Origin of the sequence: Buttiauxella agrestis ATCC 33320, assembly GCF_000735355.1 — a bacterium.
Taxonomy (GTDB): domain Bacteria; phylum Pseudomonadota; class Gammaproteobacteria; order Enterobacterales; family Enterobacteriaceae; genus Buttiauxella; species Buttiauxella agrestis.
On the sequence record NZ_JMPI01000059.1, the window covers coordinates 43,238 to 61,468 of the forward strand.

20 protein-coding genes and 1 riboswitch are annotated in these 18,231 nt (G+C 52.7%); of the genes, 14 read left to right on the top strand and 6 right to left on the bottom strand.

The window, feature by feature from the left end; genetic code table 11:
• Positions 1 to 22 precede the first annotated feature (22 nt).
• From rsmE to ruvX, 4 genes are all read left to right on the top strand, one after another.
• Positions 23 to 754 (top strand): 16S rRNA (uracil(1498)-N(3))-methyltransferase, encoded by a 732-nt coding sequence (gene rsmE, locus GBAG_RS16870; protein ID WP_034498382.1) that lies wholly within the window; start codon positions 23 to 25, stop codon positions 752 to 754.
• Positions 755 to 768: 14 nt separating this feature from the next.
• The gene (gene gshB, locus GBAG_RS16875) at positions 769 to 1,716 is read left to right on the top strand and encodes a glutathione synthase (protein ID WP_034498383.1); all 948 of its coding nucleotides are present in this window, start codon (positions 769 to 771) and stop codon (positions 1,714 to 1,716) included.
• Positions 1,717 to 1,794: 78 nt separating this feature from the next.
• Complete coding sequence (locus GBAG_RS16880) at positions 1,795 to 2,358, top strand: YqgE/AlgH family protein (RefSeq protein ID WP_034498384.1); 564 nt, start codon at positions 1,795 to 1,797, stop codon at positions 2,356 to 2,358.
• The gene (ruvX, locus tag GBAG_RS16885) at positions 2,358 to 2,777 is read left to right on the top strand and encodes a Holliday junction resolvase RuvX (protein WP_034498386.1); all 420 of its coding nucleotides are present in this window, start codon (positions 2,358 to 2,360) and stop codon (positions 2,775 to 2,777) included. The genes GBAG_RS16880 and ruvX overlap by 1 nt, the downstream gene beginning before the upstream one ends.
• Here ruvX and GBAG_RS16890 read toward each other — a convergent pair.
• A complete protein-coding gene (locus tag GBAG_RS16890) occupies positions 2,774 to 3,238 on the bottom strand; it encodes a type II toxin-antitoxin system HicB family antitoxin (protein WP_034498387.1) in 465 nt (154 codons plus the stop codon). The genes ruvX and GBAG_RS16890 overlap by 4 nt on opposite strands.
• A 106-nt stretch (positions 3,239 to 3,344) precedes the next feature.
• Positions 3,345 to 4,343, bottom strand: coding sequence for a type IV pilus twitching motility protein PilT (locus GBAG_RS16895; protein ID WP_034498389.1), 999 nt, complete (start codon positions 4,341 to 4,343; stop codon positions 3,345 to 3,347).
• Between the two features lie 15 nt (positions 4,344 to 4,358).
• On the opposite strand from GBAG_RS16895, the gene GBAG_RS16900 reads away from it, so the two are divergent.
• Genes GBAG_RS16900 through hemW form a run of 5 tightly spaced genes read left to right on the top strand, consistent with a single transcriptional unit; the run spans position 4,359 to position 7,682 of the window.
• The gene (locus GBAG_RS16900) at positions 4,359 to 5,063 is read left to right on the top strand and encodes a YggS family pyridoxal phosphate-dependent enzyme (protein WP_034498391.1); all 705 of its coding nucleotides are present in this window, start codon (positions 4,359 to 4,361) and stop codon (positions 5,061 to 5,063) included.
• A gap of 26 nt (positions 5,064 to 5,089) precedes the next feature.
• Positions 5,090 to 5,644, top strand: coding sequence for a YggT family protein (locus GBAG_RS16905; RefSeq protein WP_034498393.1), 555 nt, complete (start codon positions 5,090 to 5,092; stop codon positions 5,642 to 5,644).
• Positions 5,641 to 5,931: a DUF167 family protein YggU gene (gene yggU, locus GBAG_RS16910; protein WP_034498396.1), complete on the top strand. Its 291-nt coding sequence runs from the start codon at positions 5,641 to 5,643 to the stop codon at positions 5,929 to 5,931. The genes GBAG_RS16905 and yggU overlap by 4 nt, the downstream gene beginning before the upstream one ends.
• A 28-nt stretch (positions 5,932 to 5,959) precedes the next feature.
• The gene (locus GBAG_RS16915) at positions 5,960 to 6,553 is read left to right on the top strand and encodes an XTP/dITP diphosphatase (RefSeq protein WP_034498398.1); all 594 of its coding nucleotides are present in this window, start codon (positions 5,960 to 5,962) and stop codon (positions 6,551 to 6,553) included.
• Entirely contained in the window at positions 6,546 to 7,682 is a 1,137-nt protein-coding gene (gene hemW / locus GBAG_RS16920; RefSeq protein WP_034498400.1) for a radical SAM family heme chaperone HemW, read from the top strand. The genes GBAG_RS16915 and hemW overlap by 8 nt, the downstream gene beginning before the upstream one ends.
• A gap of 44 nt (positions 7,683 to 7,726) precedes the next feature.
• Here the strand turns inward: hemW and GBAG_RS16925 are convergent, their stop codons facing one another.
• Positions 7,727 to 8,905 (bottom strand): sugar efflux transporter, encoded by a 1,179-nt coding sequence (locus GBAG_RS16925; protein WP_034498402.1) that lies wholly within the window; start codon positions 8,903 to 8,905, stop codon positions 7,727 to 7,729.
• Between the two features lie 247 nt (positions 8,906 to 9,152).
• Positions 9,153 to 9,314: a glucose uptake inhibitor SgrT gene (gene sgrT / locus GBAG_RS22340; RefSeq protein ID WP_072011208.1), complete on the bottom strand. Its 162-nt coding sequence runs from the start codon at positions 9,312 to 9,314 to the stop codon at positions 9,153 to 9,155.
• A gap of 88 nt (positions 9,315 to 9,402) precedes the next feature.
• Between sgrT and sgrR the strand changes: the two genes are divergently transcribed.
• From sgrR to thiQ, 4 genes are all read left to right on the top strand, one after another.
• Positions 9,403 to 11,061, top strand: a complete 1,659-nt coding sequence (gene sgrR / locus GBAG_RS16930) for an HTH-type transcriptional regulator SgrR (RefSeq protein WP_034498405.1) — start codon at positions 9,403 to 9,405, stop codon at positions 11,059 to 11,061.
• 36 nt (positions 11,062 to 11,097) lie between these two features.
• Positions 11,098 to 11,197: riboswitch (TPP riboswitch) on the top strand.
• A 36-nt stretch (positions 11,198 to 11,233) separates the two neighbouring features.
• The gene (gene thiB / locus GBAG_RS16935) at positions 11,234 to 12,217 is read left to right on the top strand and encodes a thiamine ABC transporter substrate binding subunit (RefSeq protein WP_034498407.1); all 984 of its coding nucleotides are present in this window, start codon (positions 11,234 to 11,236) and stop codon (positions 12,215 to 12,217) included.
• Positions 12,193 to 13,803, top strand: coding sequence for a thiamine/thiamine pyrophosphate ABC transporter permease ThiP (thiP, locus tag GBAG_RS16940; protein ID WP_034498408.1), 1,611 nt, complete (start codon positions 12,193 to 12,195; stop codon positions 13,801 to 13,803). Before thiB ends, thiP begins: the two co-directional genes overlap by 25 nt.
• Entirely contained in the window at positions 13,787 to 14,491 is a 705-nt protein-coding gene (thiQ, locus tag GBAG_RS16945) for a thiamine ABC transporter ATP-binding protein ThiQ (protein WP_034498410.1), read from the top strand. The genes thiP and thiQ overlap by 17 nt, the downstream gene beginning before the upstream one ends.
• Here thiQ and GBAG_RS16950 read toward each other — a convergent pair.
• Positions 14,475 to 15,248, bottom strand: coding sequence for a DedA family protein (locus GBAG_RS16950; protein ID WP_034498412.1), 774 nt, complete (start codon positions 15,246 to 15,248; stop codon positions 14,475 to 14,477). The two genes, thiQ and GBAG_RS16950, sit on opposite strands and share 17 nt — an antisense overlap.
• Positions 15,249 to 15,335: 87 nt before the next feature.
• Positions 15,336 to 16,181 (bottom strand): arabinose operon transcriptional regulator AraC, encoded by an 846-nt coding sequence (araC, locus tag GBAG_RS16955; RefSeq protein WP_034498434.1) that lies wholly within the window; start codon positions 16,179 to 16,181, stop codon positions 15,336 to 15,338.
• Positions 16,182 to 16,521: 340 nt separating this feature from the next.
• On the opposite strand from araC, the gene araB reads away from it, so the two are divergent.
• On the top strand, positions 16,522 to 18,228 hold the full coding sequence (gene araB, locus GBAG_RS16960) for a ribulokinase (protein WP_034498414.1): 1,707 nt from the start codon (positions 16,522 to 16,524) through the stop codon (positions 18,226 to 18,228).
• Positions 18,229 to 18,231: the final 3 nt, after the last annotated feature.

Genomic DNA, 18,231 nt, shown 5'->3' on the forward strand with positions numbered 1-18,231 from the left:
CCGCTTTTGGATATTAAAAACCATGCGTATACCCCGCATTCATCACCCTGAACTCCTCTCCGTCGGCCAGGACGTAGCACTTTGCGAAGATGCTGCCAACCATGTAGGCCGCGTCCTGCGCATGAGTGCCGGTCACGCGTTGCAATTATTCGATGGCAGTAATCAGGTTTTTGAAGCTGAAATCGTGCAGGCAGATAAAAAAAGTGTGCGGGTGAAAGTCCTGAGCGCAAGCCTTGATAACCGTGAATCCCCTCTGAACTTACATCTTGGCCAGGTGATGTCGCGCGGCGAGAAGATGGAGTTCACCATTCAGAAAGCAGTGGAACTCGGTGTGAATGTGATTACACCTTTGTTTTCTGAACGCTGTGGCGTAAAACTGGATGCCGAGCGCCTGAATAAGAAGCTCGGACAATGGCAGAAAATTGCCATTGCGGCCTGCGAACAATGTGGCCGTAATAGCGTGCCAGAAGTTCGCCCGGCGATGGATCTGGAAAAGTGGTGTACCGAAGAAGATGACAGCCTGAAGCTGAATCTGCATCCTCGAGCCAGCGCCAGCATCAACACGTTGCCACAACCTGTAGAGCGCGTGCGCCTGTTGATTGGCCCGGAAGGCGGTTTAACGGCTGATGAAATTGCCATGACCGCACGTCATCAGTTTACTGATATTCTGTTGGGACCTCGCGTTCTGCGTACTGAGACTACCGCGCTCACCGCCATTACCGCGCTGCAAGTGCGCTTTGGCGATCTGGGCTAAAACGGAGAAAAACAATGATTAAGCTCGGCATCGTGATGGACCCCATCGCAAACATTAACATCAAGAAAGACTCAAGTTTTGCCATGTTGCTAGAAGCCCAGCGCCGTGGTTACGAACTGCATTACATGGAAATGGCCGATCTGTATTTGATCAACGGTGAAGCACACGCACGCACCCGCCTGGTCACGGTCGAGCAGAACTACGACAAATGGTACGAATTTGGCAGCGAGCAAGACATCCAGCTTGCCGATCTCGACGTCGTGTTGATGCGTAAAGATCCTCCGTTTGATACCGAATTTATTTACGCGACCTATATTCTTGAACGCGCCGAAGAACAAGGCACGTTGATCGTTAACAAGCCGCAGAGCCTGCGCGACTGTAACGAAAAACTGTTCACCGCCTGGTTTGCAGATTTAACTCCGGAAACGTTGGTCACGCGCAACAAAACGCAGCTTAAAACGTTCTGGCAAAAACACGGCGACATCATTCTCAAGCCGTTAGATGGCATGGGTGGCGCTTCAATTTTCCGTGTTAAAGAAGGCGACCCTAACATTGGCGTTATCGCGGAAACGCTGACTGAACTGGGCAACCGCTACTGCATGGCGCAGAACTATCTGCCTGCGATTGTCGATGGTGACAAGCGCGTTCTGGTGGTGGATGGCGAACCGGTTCCGTATTGCCTGGCACGTATCCCACAAGGTGGCGAAACACGCGGTAATCTTGCCGCCGGTGGTCGCGGCGAACCGCGTCCGTTAACCGAAAGCGACTGGGAAATTGCCCGCCGCGTGGGGCCAACGCTAAAAGCTAAAGGGCTGATTTTCGTTGGCCTTGATATCATCGGCGATCGCCTGACTGAGATTAACGTCACCAGCCCAACGTGCATTCGTGAAATCGAAGCCGAATTCCCGGTTTCTATAACTGGCATGTTGTTCGATGCAATCGAGACGCGTCTGGCAAAATAGTCCTGTGAGCGGGCTTAGCCCGCTTAGTAGTGATAAACTGACTGCTCGCTTTTTCAACCGGAACCAGAACCTCTGACAATGAATTTACAGCATCACTTTCTAATTGCCATGCCGGCGCTCCAGGACCCATTGTTTAAGCGTGCTGTCGTTTATATTTGCGAATACAACGAAGACGGCGCGATGGGAATAATCATTAATAAACCCCTCGAAAACCTCCAGGTTGACGGCGTTCTGGAAAAGCTGAAAATCGCACCAGAACCGCGTGACCCAGCCATTCGCCTTGATAAGCCCGTTTTTATTGGCGGCCCTTTGGCAGAAGACCGTGGCTTCATTTTGCATTCGCCGCCAGACTGTTTTGCTTCCAGTATCCGTATCTCTGATGAAACCGTGATCACCACTTCCCGCGATGTACTCGAAACCATCGGTACTGCGCAGCAACCCGCAGATGTCATTGTCGCGCTCGGTTACTCATCATGGGAAAAAGGGCAACTCGAACAAGAAATCCTGGATAACGACTGGCTGACAGCCCCCGCAGACGCATCCATTTTGTTCCATACGCCAATTTCAGAGCGTTGGCGCGAAGCGGCTAAATTAATCGGCATTGATATTCACAATATGCCAAGTGAAGCAGGACATGCTTAATGAGTAGCGGAACTTTATTAGCCTTTGATTTCGGTACTAAAAGCATCGGTGTTGCGGTGGGCCAGCGTATTACCCGCACCGCACGCCCGCTCACAGCCATCAAAGCCCAGGACGGCACGCCGGACTGGAACGTAATCGAAAAAATCCTTAAAGAGTGGCAGCCGGATGAAGTCATTGTTGGCCTGCCGCTGAATATGGATGGCACCGAACAACCGCTCACCGCCCGCGCCCGGAAGTTTGCAAACCGCCTGCATGGCCGTTTTGGCGTTAAAGTCGCTTTGCAAGATGAACGCCTGAGCACCGTTGAAGCACGTGCCGGGCTGTTCGAACACGGTGGTTTCCGCGCGCTGAACAAAGGCAGCATTGACTCAGCCTCAGCGGTTATCATTCTTGAAAGCTGGTTTGACTATAATCCTTAATCTTTATTGCTGTCAGGCGTACCTGAGGACTCTTCAATCAGTTCATGCCTGGCTGCAACGGCCAGAAAATGGCTGCGATCCCGGTAACCCGAGGATAGCTGTTTTACGCGGTTATCAATACGCATAAGTAACGTATCCGGCAGCGTAATGTTGATCCTATGTTGTTTTCCTTCCAGAGCCGACAAATCCACATCCACCAGCAGCCACTGATTACAGTACACATATTCTGGATTTGCGGCATAAACAAATGGCCCGGCATCTTTAAGCTGGGTGATATCGACCCCGCGCTTGACCATTTCATCCGCAATTAACAATATGGCTTCTTTGACCATACCCGCGATTTCATCCTGGTTATCTGCCGCTGACACACAGCCGAAATCATCATTGCATAACGCCGGTACAACCAGACCGAACGCATCGTTCTCGTTTGCAGGCATCTCCACGCCAACTGAAAAAAACATAGGTAATCTCCGTGAATTGGGAATCAAATTCCCGCGTTAGTTCATCGCTTTCTCCTGACAAGAAAACAATACACACCAATACACACAGAAGCAATAATTTTAACCATCACTTTTCTTCCCCGTCAGCAATACGACCTTCTACACGCAGCATTGCCTCGCTGTGCGCGAAACTGCGCATCCCATGTTGCTGCCCAGTTTGTATCTGGCCCGGTAGTTGATGCGTTTTCCCTTCACGGATAAGACTCGCCACAGCAGGGGTATTCACCAACAGCTCGTACACCGCAACCCTTCCCCCACGTCTGTCGGGCAATAATTTTTGTGCCAGCACCGCTTTTAAACTGCCCGCCAACTGGCTGCGTACCATGCTTTTTTCTTCCGCAGGAAAGACATCCACCAGCCGTTCTACAGCTTGCGCAGCACCTCGGGTGTGGAGTGTTGCCAAAACTAAATGCCCTGTTTCGGCGGCTGTCAGCGCAAGACGTATGGTTTCGCTGTCACGCAATTCTCTCAGCAAAATGACATCAGGATCTTCACGCAATGCCGCGCGCAAACCCGCTGCAAACGAATGACAATGCAACCCTGGTTCGCGCTGTTGAATCAAACAACGTTGTGAGTGATGGATAAATTCAATGGGATCTTCAAGGGTGAGAATATGTCCGTCTTTCTGAAGGTTGAGAAAATCGACCATGGCTGCAAGCGTGGTCGATTTCCCGCTCCCCGTTGCGCCCGTCACCAGAATCAGTCCGTCGGGGGAATCGAGTAATTCAGGAATCAATGGCGGAACATTTAGCGCTTCCAGTTTTGGGGTTTGCGAAACCAGCAATCTTAAGGCAAGCGAATAACCCTGAAGCTGGCGAAAGGCATTAGCACGCAGCCGTGTGCCGTCTTTTAACGACACGGAAAAGTCCAGTTGCCCGGCTTCTTCAAGCTGTTCTCTTTGCGCGGGTGTGAGCCAAATATCCAACAACGTTTGCGGATCGGGTGCAATTTCTGGCAGAGGTTCAAGCCGCCCTTGCCTGCGCCAGCGAGCAGGAAGCTGCGTACACAGGTGTAGATCAGAGACATTATGCTTTACACTAAGGGCCACAATTTCTTCGATATCCATATCACTTTCCAACCTATGAACGAGATAGCGCACAATCTGGCACAGGTTCAGAACAAAATCTTCGCGGCAACTGAACGCTGCGGCCGTGCTCCAGAAGAAGTGACTTTGCTTGCAGTCAGCAAAACAAAGCCTGCGACCGCCATCGCAGAAGCGATTGCCGCAGGGCAACACGCGTTCGGCGAAAACTACGTGCAGGAAGGCGTGGATAAAATTCGTTACTTTGCCGATAACAGTGAAGCCACACTGGAATGGCACTTTATTGGCCCATTGCAGTCGAACAAAAGTCGCCAGGTTGCTGAACATTTTGACTGGTGCCACACCGTCGACCGTTTACGCATTGCAACCCGTTTAAGCGAGCAGCGTCCTGCCGAATTGCCGCCGCTTAACGTACTGATTCAAATCAATATCAGTGATGAACAAAGCAAGTCTGGTATTGCGCTCAGTGAGCTTGATGCGCTGGCAGCAGAAGTTGCTGCGCTGCCGGGTTTGGTGTTACGAGGTTTAATGGCAATTCCTGCCCCTGAACCTGATTACGAGCATCAGTTAGCGGTTTGCCAGAAAATGGCTGACGCTTTCGCATCGCTCAAAAGCCGTTTTTCAACGGTTGATACATTGTCCCTGGGCATGACCGATGACATGGACGCCGCGATTGCCGCAGGCAGCACCATGGTGCGCATTGGAACCGCTATTTTCGGCGCGCGGGATTATTCCGCTCGTTAATCACAAAATAATAATTGAGGAACGCCATGCTGACGTTGACTTTCCTGGTCAAAACGCTGATTGAACTGTATGTAATGGTGCTGCTAATTCGCATCTGGATGCAGTGGTCACGTTGTGATTTCTACAACCCTTTTGCACAATTTATCGTCAAGATTACCCAGCCGATTGTGGGGCCGCTGCGGCGTGTCATTCCGTCGATTGGGCCGATTGATACCTCTTCGTTGCTGGTGGCGTTTATTCTCACCACAATGAAGTATCCGATTCTGCTGCTTATTCAGGTGGGCGCGCTGTCGCTTGACCCAATGAACCTGTTGGTTGGCCTGTTATCACTGCTGAAATCCGCCGGTACGCTGGTGTTCTGGGTCATTATTATTCGCTCGCTGATGAGCTGGATTAGCCAGGGCCGTAGCCCGATTGAATACGTGTTGATGCAACTGACCGAGCCAATGATGGCGCCGATTCGCCGCGTAATCCCTGCTATGGGCGGTATCGACTTCTCAGCGATGGTCGTCATTTTGATTCTGTACGCGCTGAACTACCTCGGCATGGATTTGTTCCCGGGGCTTTGGTATTTGCTGTGAGTGCAGTGAGTCAAACCGAGGATGGGTTGGTTTTACGGCTATATATTCAGCCTAAAGCCAGCCGCGATAGCATTATCGGGCTGCATGGCGACGAGCTAAAAGTCGCCATCACCGCCCCACCGATAGACGGCAAAGCCAACGCCCATCTGGTAAAGTATCTGGCCAAGCAGTTCAAAGTCGCCAAAAGTCAGGTGCTTCTTGAGAAGGGCGAACTGGGTCGCCATAAGCAAATTAAAATTATTAACCCGCAACACATCCCGACGGAAGTCGCGGCATTGCTTGATTAATTACCTAATTTCACAGGATTTTCTCACTATGCAAAAAGTTGTCCTCGCGACCGGTAACGCCGGTAAAGTGCGTGAACTCGCCGATTTACTCGGTAATTTTGGTCTGGATGTGGTGGCTCAAACGGAATTAGGCGTGGAGTCGGCGGAAGAAACCGGGCTGACGTTTATCGAGAACGCCATTCTGAAAGCTCGCCATGCGGCACACATTACGGGCCTGCCAGCGATTGCTGATGATTCCGGTCTGGCGGTTGACGTGCTGGGCGGCGCGCCTGGTATTTATTCTGCACGTTACGCAGGCCTTGAAGCATCCGACCAGCAAAACCTGGAAAAGCTACTGGCGACACTGAAAGATGTGCCTGATGAGCAACGCAAAGCGCGATTCCATTGCGTGCTGGTGTATATGCGCCACGCGGAAGACCCAACGCCGCTGGTTTGTCACGGCAGCTGGGAAGGCAAGATTACCCGCGAAGCCGCAGGCCAGGGTGGCTTTGGCTACGACCCTATTTTCTTTGTCCCGAGTGAAGGCAAAACTGCCGCTGAACTGACTCGCGACGAAAAACGCGCCATTTCCCACCGTGGGCAAGCGCTAAAACTGTTACTGGAAGCAATGAAAAATGGCTAATTTGCCACCTCTGAGTCTTTATATTCACATCCCGTGGTGCGTGCAGAAGTGCCCCTACTGTGACTTCAATTCCCACGCACTCAAAGGTGACGTGCCGCACGACGAGTACGTCGCTCACCTGTTGCGTGACCTGGATAACGACGCACCGCTGGCGCAAGGACGTGAAATAAAGACCATCTTTATTGGTGGCGGTACGCCGAGCCTGCTGTCAGGTGAGGCGATGCAAACGTTGCTGGACGGTGTGCGTGCGCGCCTGCCGCTGGCGGCCGATGCGGAAATTACCATGGAAGCGAATCCCGGAACGGTAGAAGCAGACCGCTTCGTGAGCTATCAACGTGCGGGTGTTAACCGCATTTCTATCGGCGTGCAGAGTTTTAGCGAGCCGAAGCTCAAGCGTCTGGGCCGTATCCATGATTCAGGCGAAGCGAAACGTGCTGCGAACCTGGCGAATGGATTAGGGCTGCGCAGCTTTAATCTGGACTTGATGCACGGCCTGCCGGATCAATCTCTGGAAGAAGCACTCGACGATTTACGCCAGGCGATTGAACTGAACCCGCCGCATCTCTCGTGGTATCAGCTGACGATTGAGCCAAATACTTTGTTCAGCTCCCGCCCGCCAAAACTGCCGGACGACGACGCGCTGTGGGATATCTTCGAGCAGGGCGACAAACTTCTGACTGCTGCGGGCTACCAGCAATATGAAACCTCGGCCTACGCGAAACCGGGTTATCAATGCCAGCACAACCTGAACTACTGGCGCTTTGGCGATTACCTTGGCATTGGCTGTGGCGCACATGGCAAGGTGACGTTTGAAGACGGACGTATTATGCGTACCGCGAAAACTCGCCACCCTCGCGGTTATATGGAAGGCAAATACCTCGACAAGCAGCACGATGTCGAACAAGCCGATAAGCCGTTCGAGTTCTTTATGAACCGTTTCCGTTTATTGGAAGCCGCACCGCGCAATGAATTCAGTCTGTATACCGGGCTTGATGAATCAGTGATTCGTGCGCAGCTAGACGAAGCGATTGCGAAGGATTATTTGGTTGAGACAGAAGATTTTTGGCAGATCACCGAGCACGGTAAGCTGTTTTTGAATTCGCTGTTAGAGATTTTTCTGGCAGAGTGATTATCTGGCGGATGACGCGCAGCGTCATCCGCCATTATTTCAGCTTAAATGTTCTTCACCCGGCTGGTAAGAATCAACGCGAACACCGACAGCCCGGCAATTAACCAATATACCGAATAGTGCCCAAAACTTTCCGCCAGCGCGCCCTGTAAAACCCCTGCCAAAATCACGCCTGTCGAAATACTGTTGGTGAAAAGCGTGGTCGCCGAACCCGGCCTACCAGGCATTAAATCCTGGAACCACAACATTCCGATACCCGCGACAATCCCGATAAATATCGCGTTAAATAGCTGAAGCAGCAGTAAAGCAGTACGGCTATGGAACAGAATCAGCCCGACGTAAAACAGCACGCCAGCCGAGACAGCAATCACCATCATGCGACGTTTACCGAAGCGCTTCACGTAATAACCCGCCAGGATCATCGCCGGGATTTCCAGCCCTGCGGCAGTGCCCATCAAAAGCCCAGCCAACGATTCGGGCAGCCCTAAATCACTGCTGACCCACAACGGCATGTCGATGATATACATGGTGTTGCAGGTCCACATCAGCATTGAGGCAATAAATAACATGCGGACGTTTTTGTCTTTCCAGCCGCTGACCTGGGTAAGCGCCACATCTGCGGGCTGCTCAATCCTTGCGACGGAGGGAAGTGCGAAGAAGATTAGCGCCAGCGAGATAACAAAAATTCCCGCGGCGATAAGAAACATGGTGGTAAAACCGTAGTTTAACGCAAGCATAAACGACAATGGCGGGCCAATAACCCAGGCCAGCGAGAGCTGCGCACGCATTATCGAGCTGAACATCACCACTTCACGCGCCGAGTTATCGGCATATTCACGGGCAAGGGCAAATATTTGCGGCATCGCGGTATTGGCAATAGACGCAAACATGACGCCAACGGTGATTAACGTCAGGTAATGACGGTTAAAAGCAAAAAGCACACAGTTTGCTACTGCCATCACGCAACAAACCATAATCAGTTTGCGACGGTCACCCTGATTATCTGAACGCTTCGCCAGCGCCAGGCTGACGAGGATCCCGGCTATCGCATTGACGGTATAAAACAGGCCGACCCAGAATGGGCGCACCTCGACTTCGCGACTTAAAAACAGGCTAAGAGTGGGCGCCTGGAGTGCCCCCGCAATCCCCATCATGAAAGCCACAATCATAAATGCGGCATATACCGGATTGAGGCGGCGTCCTTTGGTCAGAAACCAAATCATGCAGAAATTCCTTTTGTTCGAGCGCTCACTGGGTGTGCAAAACGTCAACTATACCCTAAATAATTCAAGTTGCAGGTAGGCGGCAAGGGAGCTTATCCCCAGGAGCTTACTTAAGTAAGTGACTGGGGTAAGTGAGTGCAGCCAACACCCCTGCAGCTTGAAGTATGACGGGCATAAAAAAGCCAGCAGTAACAATCTGCTGGCCAGGTGAACATCACCAATTCTCAGTCACACATGTATCAACGAGTCAGTACTTCACGGTCACGGAAGTTGTCACCTCCCACTGCATTAAGTCCTCAAGCATCCTAAGACGTTGCGATGCTGTCAGGCGAGCCAGCCATCCAGCAGAAACACTTTGGGTTGCGGTAAAATACTGTTGATAAAACTTAACCACTGGCGACCGTTTCATATGTACCTCCTCGCTTTCAACGTTGATGATTATTGGCGTAATATGAGGAAAGTTAAATTGATGAGTTTCTGACAGGAGTTCCTCTTTTATGAGTTCGAGTCGTCTGCAACAACAATTCATCCGCCTGTGGCAATATTTCGAAGGTAAACCGCAGGATTCAACGTTGAATGACCTGGCCTCGCTGCTGAATTGCTCCCGCCGCCATATGCGCACGCTACTCAGTGCGATGCAGGAAAAGGGCTGGCTGAGCTGGAAAGCGGAAGTCGGACGAGGCAAACGTTCGCAGCTCGAATTTCTCTACACGGGCCTCGCACTCCAGCAACAGCGGGCAGAGGATCTTCTCGAGCAGGACAGAATTGATCAACTGGTGCAGATCGTCGGGGATAAAGCCGCGGTGCGCCAGATGCTGATCTCCCACCTCGGACGCAGCTTCCGGCAGGGGCGACATATTCTGCGCGTTCTGTACTATCGCCCGCTGTTAAACCTGTTACCAGGCTCGGCTTTACGCCGTTCAGAAACGCATATTGCCCGGCAAATTTTCAGCGGCTTAATCCGCATAAATGAGGAAAATGGGGAACTGGAAGCGGATATAGCCCACCACTGGCAGCAAATATCCCCATTACACTGGCGTTTTTATTTGCGCCCTGGCATTCATTTCCACCATGGCCGCGAGCTGGATATGCTGGATGTCATGACCTCTTTGCAACGGATCAATGCGCTACCGCTCTATTCTCACATCACCCAGATTAGCTCCCCAACCGCCTGGACACTGGATATTACGCTCTCACAGCCAGATAACTGGCTGCCGTGGTTGCTTGGCAGTGTTAATGCGATGATTCTGCCGCGTGAGTGGCAAACGCTGGACAACTTTTCCCGCCAGCCAGTCGGCTCCGGCCCCTATTCGGTCGTGCGTAACAACACCAACCAACTGAAGATCCAGGCCTATGATGATTACTTTGGCTATCGCGCATTGATAGACGAAGTGAATTTCTGGGTGCTGCCGGAAATTGGCGAAGACGTCAGCTGTGCGGTGCAATTATCGGGAATGCCTGACAGCGAGAAAGCGGTTGAAAGTCGCCTGGAAGAAGGCTGTTACTACATTTTATTTGATAGACGCTCGCATTCCGGCAGCAATGAACAAGTGCGTCGCTGGTTGAGCCATGTGCTGGCACCTATTCACCTGCTTTATAGCGCGGGCGAACAAAACCAGCAGTATTGGTTCCCGGCATACGGCTTATTGCCACGCTGGCACCACACCCGACCGCAGCCGGTCGTCGAAAAACCCGCAGGGCTTGAGTCCGTAACACTGACGTTCTATCGCGACCACGTTGAGCACCGGGTTATCAGTAAAGTGATGGAACAATTGCTGGCACGCACAGGCGTAAAACTGGTGGTACAAGAAGTCAGTTATGAAGAGTGGCATCAGGGCGATGCCGAAAGCGATATCTGGCTTAACAGCGCCAACTTCACCCTGCCGCTAGAATTTTCACTCTTTTCGCATCTTTATGAGGTGCCGCTCATTCAAAAATGTATTGCGATTGACTGGGAATCCGATACCCGTAAATGGCACAACAGTGAGCTTTCACTGCCCGAGTGGTGCCAGAAGCGCGTTGAGAATAATGACATTTTGCCGTTAATTCACCACTGGCTGCGCATCGAGGGGCAACGCAGCATGCGTGGCGTGAGGATGAACACGCTCGGCTGGTTTGACTTTAAATCGGCCTGGTTTGCACCCCCGGAACCTTAATACTTTCGATTCATTCACAGAATCATTACAATGCTCGCGTTCTCAACGGGGTGCTAAGACGAAAGTCTGGCTGAGATAATACCCGTCGAACCTGATCCGGATAATGCCGGCGAAGGGATTTGAGGCTCCATTCTCAAAGTCCTTTGCCACCCCTAATTCCAAGAGGTGCAAAGTGTTCAAAAAATTTCTGCCGTTGCTGGCACTCATCGCTGCCCCAGTTTTTGCCAAACCCCTGCTGACTGTTTACACCTACGACTCCTTTGCCGCCGATTGGGGTCCAGGTCCTGCGGTGAAAAAAGCCTTTGAAGCTGACTGCAATTGCGAGCTGAAATTTGTCGCACTCGAAGACGGCGTCTCTTTGCTAAATCGCCTGCGCATGGAAGGAAAGAACACCAAGGCTGATGTGGTGCTGGGCCTGGATAACAATTTGCTGGAAGCGGCTGCACAGACCAAACTGTTTGCCACCAGCAATGTTGATAGCAGCAAACTGAAAATCCCTGGCGGCTGGAACAACGACACGTTCGTGCCTTTCGACTACGGCTATTTCGCTTTCGTCTACGATAAAAACAAACTGAAAAACCCGCCAAAAAGCCTGAAAGAACTGGTCGAAAGCGACCAAAAATGGAAAGTGATTTACCAGGATCCGCGCACCAGCACGCCGGGTTTAGGCCTACTGTTATGGATGCAAAAAGTTTACGGCGACAAAACACCTGAAGCCTGGGCGAAACTGGCGAAGAAAACCGTCACCGTCACCAAAGGCTGGTCTGAAGCTTACGGTCTGTTCCTGAAAGGCGAAGGCGATTTGGTGATGAGTTACACCACCTCTCCGGCGTATCACATTATCGAAGAGAAAAAAGATAACTACGCAGCGGCGAATTTCAGCGAAGGTCATTATTTGCAGGTAGAAGTCGCTGGCCGTTTAGCTTCCAGCAAGCAGCCTGAACTGGCTGAGAAATTCATGAAATTTATTACCTCGCCAGGCTTCCAGAACACCATTCCAACCGGCAACTGGATGTACCCGGTAACGGACGTGAAATTGCCTGAAGGTTTTAACGGTCTGGTGAAACCGCAGACCACGCTGGAATTTAGCCCGCAAGACGTCTCTTCCCATCGCGCAAGTTGGATTAGTGAATGGCAACGCGCCGTCAGCCGCTGATCCCCGGCTGGCTGATTCCAGGGCTATGCGCCGCTACTCTCGTGGTAGCCGTAGCCCTCGCGGCTTTTCTGGCGCTGTGGTTTAACGCGCCGCAAACCGATATCCGTGCTCTGGTGCAGGATAGCTATTTGTGGCACGTGCTGCGTTTCTCGTTCTGGCAAGCATTCCTCTCCGCTGCCCTTTCGGTATTTCCGGCGATTTTCCTCGCCCGCGCACTTTACCGCCGCCATTTTCCGGGGCGGCTCGCGCTGTTACGTCTGTGTGCCATGACGCTCGTGTTGCCGGTGTTAGTGGCCGTGTTTGGTATTCTGACGGTGTATGGCCGCGAAGGTTGGCTGGCCTCATTGTGCGCCTGGCTGGGCATTGAATGGGTTTTCTCGCCGTATGGCCTTAAGGGCATTTTATTAGCTCACGTCTTTTTTAACCTGCCGATGGCGACGCGCCTGCTGCTTCAGGCGCTGGAAAATATCCCCAGCGAACAGCGCCAGGTCGCCGCGCAGTTGGGAATGCAGGGCTGGAACTTCTTCCGCTTTGTTGAATGGCCGTGGCTACGCCGCCAGATTCTTCCTGCCGCCGCACTCATTTTCATGCTTTGTTTCGCAAGTTTTGCCACCGTGCTTTCACTGGGCGGCGGGCCGCAGGCAACGACCATTGAGCTGGCGATCTTCCAGGCGCTGAGTTACGACTACGATCCTGCCCGTGCGGCGTTGCTCGCATTAGTACAAATGATTTGCTGCCTGGGTCTGGTGCTGATGAGCCAACGCCTCAGTAAAGCGATTCCGGTGGGTATCAGCCAGATGCAAGGCTGGCGCGACCCGCAGGATAACCTGCGCCGCAAACTGTGTGACGGGCTGCTTATCGTGCTCGCACTATTATTGTTATTACCGCCGCTGATAGCGGTCATCATTGATGGTATCAATAGCGGCCTGGGTTCTGTGCTGTCACAACCGATTTTATGGCAGGCATTATTCACCTCATTACGAATCGCCATGGGTGCAGGGTTAATCTGTGTGGTGATAACGGTGATGCTGCTGTGGAGTTCGCGGGAACTGCGCCTGCGCAACCGCGCATTTGCCGGGCAGGCGCTGGAACTGAGCGGCATGTTGATTTTAGCCATGCCAGGCATTGTGCTGGCAACCGGCTTTTTCCTGCTGCTCAATAACAGCGTGGGTTTGCCGCAAACCGCTGACGGCATCGTAATTTTTACCAATGCGCTGATGGCCATTCCTTACGCGTTGAAAGTGCTGGAAAACCCGATGCTTGATGTCGCGGAACGCTACGGCAAATTGTGCCAGTCACTCAATATCAGCGGCTTAAATCGCCTACGCTACATCGAGTTGCGGGCGCTCAAACGCCCACTGGCACAGGCGTTAGCGTTTGCCTGCGTGCTCTCGATTGGTGATTTTGGCGTCGTGGCGCTATTCGGTAATGAAGATTTCCGCACGCTGCCTTTTTATCTCTATCAACAAATTGGTTCATATCGTAGCCAGGATGGCGCCGTTACCGCGCTAATCTTGCTGATACTGTGCTTTGCTTTATTCACATTGATTGAAAAACTTCCGGGACGCCATGCTAACGCTAACTGATGTAACCTGGCTCTATCACCATTTGCCGATGCGCTTTTCGATGCAAATTAATGCCGGAGAACGCGTGGCGGTGCTGGGGCCGAGCGGCGCGGGAAAAAGTACGCTGCTGAGTTTGATTGCCGGTTTTCTGACGCCTGCCAGCGGACAGATTAGGCTCAACAATGAAGATCATACGCATAGCGCTCCTGCGCAGCGCCCGGTGTCGATGCTGTTCCAGGAGAACAATCTTTTTAGCCATTTGACGGTGCGTCAGAACATAGGGCTTGGGTTAAATCCCGGCCTGAAGCTGAATCCTGACCAGCAGCAGCGTCTGGCGACCATTGCCAGCCAAATGGCGATTAGTGATTTGCTCGACCGTTTGCCTTCACAGCTTTCTGGCGGCCAGCGCCAGCGTGTCGCCCTCGCCCGCTGTCTGGTGCGCGAGCAACCTATTTTGCTGCTCGATGAACCTTTCTCAGCACTCGATCCAGCGCTGCGCCAGGAAATGCTGCAATTGCTTGATGACCTGTGCCGCCAGCAGCAGCTGACGCTGTTGATGGTTTCGCACAGTATTGAAGATGCGGCACGCATTGCCGAAAGAAGTCTGGTGGTGGTCGATGGCCGTATCGCCTGGGATGGCGACACGGCAACCTTATTGAGCGGGGAAGCCAGCGCATCGGCGCTGCTGGGTATTAGTGGTGGCCAGTAAGCACTTTCCATAAAATTTCGCGGTAAATCGGCATCAGCGGATGCATTTGAATCGCCACAAAACTGCCTATCGCCAGCACCGCCATGGTGGGGGCTAACCAATGCAAACGCGCCCGAGGCAAATATTGCGTTAAACGGTCGGCACTGGCTTTACCGCTACGCCACCAGCGCCAGCACAACCAGCCCGCCAGCCAAAGGCCCAGCGCGACCAGCAGCAATAGCCATTTAAAGCTGCCGCTCTGCATATCCGCAGGAATATCAATGGCGGCTCCCGCCAGAATTCCGGGCAAGAAGTAGATTGGCGGCCAGAAAATGCAGCCGATAATATTAGGGACGATAAATTTAGAAACAGGGAGATCCAACATGCCTGCAACCATCGGCACCAGCGGGCGTGTCGGGCCAACAAAACGGCCAACCAGGATGGTAAACATGCTGTGTTGATGCAGCGCATGCTCGGTTTTATCCAGCAGCGCTTTGTTCTTTTTCATAAACGACCAGCGATGCAGCGGCCCTTTAAAGCGGCCTCCCAGCCAGAACGAAATCCAGTCGCCCAGCAGGCAACCGATAATCCCTGCAGCCCAGGCGTGATAAAACCCAACCTGACCGCCACCAATCAGCGCACCAAGCCCCGCCATCATTACCGTGCCAGGAAGGATAAGTCCCACCAGCGCCAGAGATTCCAGAAAGGCCACCAGCATCACCGCAAAAAGCGAGTACGCCACTGACTGAGTTATAAAGTGTTCCAGCAAAGCTTCCATAAAGCGTCCGTCGAGAAACGAGTGGGCGATTCTCCTGAGTGATGAGATAACCGTCAAGCCATCATTTGTATGTATAAATTATAGTGATCATTCACACCCTGCACGAAACTCACTCGGGCTGGCACCCGTACACTTCTTGAAAACTCGCGAAAAATAGAGCTGGTCTTCAAACCCGACATTGCGCCCGACGCTGGCGATCGGCATACGCGTGGTGCTGAGCAATAGTTTGGCCTGGAGAATACGTTGGTCTTCACGCCAGCTTAAAACGCTGACGCCAAGCTGCTGGCGGAACAAATGCGACAGGCGAGAAGGCGATAAACAGACATGTTGCGCGACACTGGCGATATCAAACTGGTTATCAGCCAGATGGTCGCTGATGTACTGGCACGCGTCACGAACGCGGTTATCGAGCGGGGGATTGAGCGAGGCGCTTAATACTTCCATGCGCCGCAGTAATAACTGCTCTAACAGATTGATAGCCAATAATTCCGCGTAACGCCCTTCTGCCTGCCCGGCCTCAATAATCTGCCCAAAGAGCTGAGAAAAGTTTTGCTGGTGAGCGTCATCCGGGCGGAAAAACCCGGTGTGCGCAAAGATTGGCTCCCAGTTCAGCCACTCCTGCCAGTATGCGCGCGGGCGGAAATAAACCCACTGGTGATACCACTCCTTGCTGGCAGGTTCGCGGCCATAGTGGTGCACTTCACCCGGCGGGAACAACAGAATATCGCCTGGGCGGCAAATATAGTTCTTCCCCTGATTATTGATAACCCCTTCTCCGCGCACCGTTAAATTGAGGATGTATCCTTTCATGCCAAGCGGTCTGTCGATGAAAAAATCCAGTGGCCCTTCAGCTTCAATTGGCGTTAATCCAGCCACCAGGTGGGCGTTAAATGAGTACCCTGGTAACAGGGGGTCGTTTTGCATCTCAGGCATCATCAAGCTCGCTATTTAATTGGGCGACAGGAACAATTTGTCCATATCCATGCTATTCACTGGCGGCGTCATACTGCGCAAACAACAAACCGTCCTGATTTCATCATAAAGCCGCAATTTACCTGCACCTATGCTTTTCATTCGTCAATCACAAGGTTTTGTGACGATAACCGAAGTGTTTATAAAAGTAGCAGAAATGTCCACATCCATTATTTGCGGGGCGTCACACTTCTCAAAGGCACAGCAAATTTCTCCATAACTACAGCGAATACGACCTGACGGTTTTCCGGCATAAAAACTAATGTCATTTCCATAGATAACCAGGTCAGGGAGTAAAAAAATGTCGATTGCGCTGGGCCTCGATTTTGGCAGTGATTCCGTTCGCGCCTTAGCCGTTGATTGCGAAAACGGAGCAGAGCTTGCCACGAGCGTGGAATGGTATCCGCGCTGGCAGGAAGGCCAATATTGTGACGCCCCAAATAACCAGTTCCGCCATCATCCACGGGACTACATTGAGTCGATGGAGCGCGCGGTAAAAACCGTTCTCGCTGAGCTGACCGCTGAACAACGTGCCCGCGTTTGCGGCATTGGCGTCGACAGCACTGGTTCGACTCCCGCCCCGATAGATGCCAAGGGCAATGTGCTGGCACTCACGCCAGAATTCGCTGACAACCCGAACGCCATGTTTGTGTTGTGGAAAGACCATACCGCCGTAGAAGAAGCCGAAGCCATTACTCGCTTGTGCCATCAGCCGGGGAAAAATGACTACTCCCGTTATATTGGCGGTATTTATTCCAGCGAATGGTTCTGGGCAAAAATCCTGCACGTCACCCGCGCTGACCAAAAAGTGGCACAAGCGGCGGTATCGTGGATTGAATTATGTGACTGGGTTCCTGCGCTGCTTTCCGGCACCACTCGCCCGCAAGATATTCGCCGTGGCCGCTGTAGCGCCGGGCATAAATCCCTGTGGCATGAAAGCTGGGGCGGCCTGCCTCCGGCGAGTTTCTTTGATGAATTAGACCCGGTGATTAACCAGAATCTGGCTTACCCGATGTTTACCGAAACCTGGACTGCGGATATCCTGGTGGGCAACCTTTCCGCCGAATGGTCTGAGCGCCTTGGTTTACCGCAAAGCGTAGTGATTTCTGGTGGCGCATTTGACTGCCATATGGGTGCAGTTGGGGCTGGTGCTCAACCGAACACCCTGGTGAAAGTCATCGGCACCTCCACCTGCGACATTTTGATTGCCGACAAACCGACAGTCGGCGACCGCGCCGTAAAAGGCATTTGCGGGCAAGTCGACGGCAGCGTGGTTCCGGACTTTATCGGCCTCGAAGCCGGGCAATCGGCATTCGGTGATATCTACGCCTGGTTTGGCCGAGTGCTGGGCTGGCCGCTGGAACAACTGGCGCAGCAGCACCCGGAACTGCGTGAGCAAATCAACGCCAGTAAGAAGCAGTTGCTGCCCGCGCTGACGGAAGCCTGGGCGAAAAACCCTTCCCTCGAACATCTGCCGGTGGTGCTCGACTGGTTTAACGGACGTCGCACCCCGAATGCCAACCAGCGCCTGAAAGGTGTGATTACCGATTTAAACCTGGCAACAGACGCACCTGCGCTGTTTGGTGGGCTGATTGCCGCTACCGCCTTTGGCGCTCGGGCCATTATGGAATGCTTCACCGAACAAGGAATTCCCGTCACGAACGTGATGGCACTGGGCGGCATTGCGCGTAAATCCCCGGTCATCATGCAGGTCTGCGCTGACGTACTGAATCGCCCGCTGCAGATTGTCGCTTCTGACCAGTGCTGCGCATTAGGTGCGGCGATCTTTGCCGCCGTGGCTGCGGGCAAACACGCAGATATTTCCCGCGCCCAGCTCGCCATGGCCAGCCAGATTGAAAGCACCTTACAACCCGATTCCCAACGCGCCGAGCGCTTTGAGCAGCTTTATCGCCGTTACCAGCAATGGGCGGTTAGCGCGGAACAACATTATCTCCCTTCAGCCCCAGTTGCGGTTACTCATGCAGCTCAGGCCACTGTGACCCATTAAGGA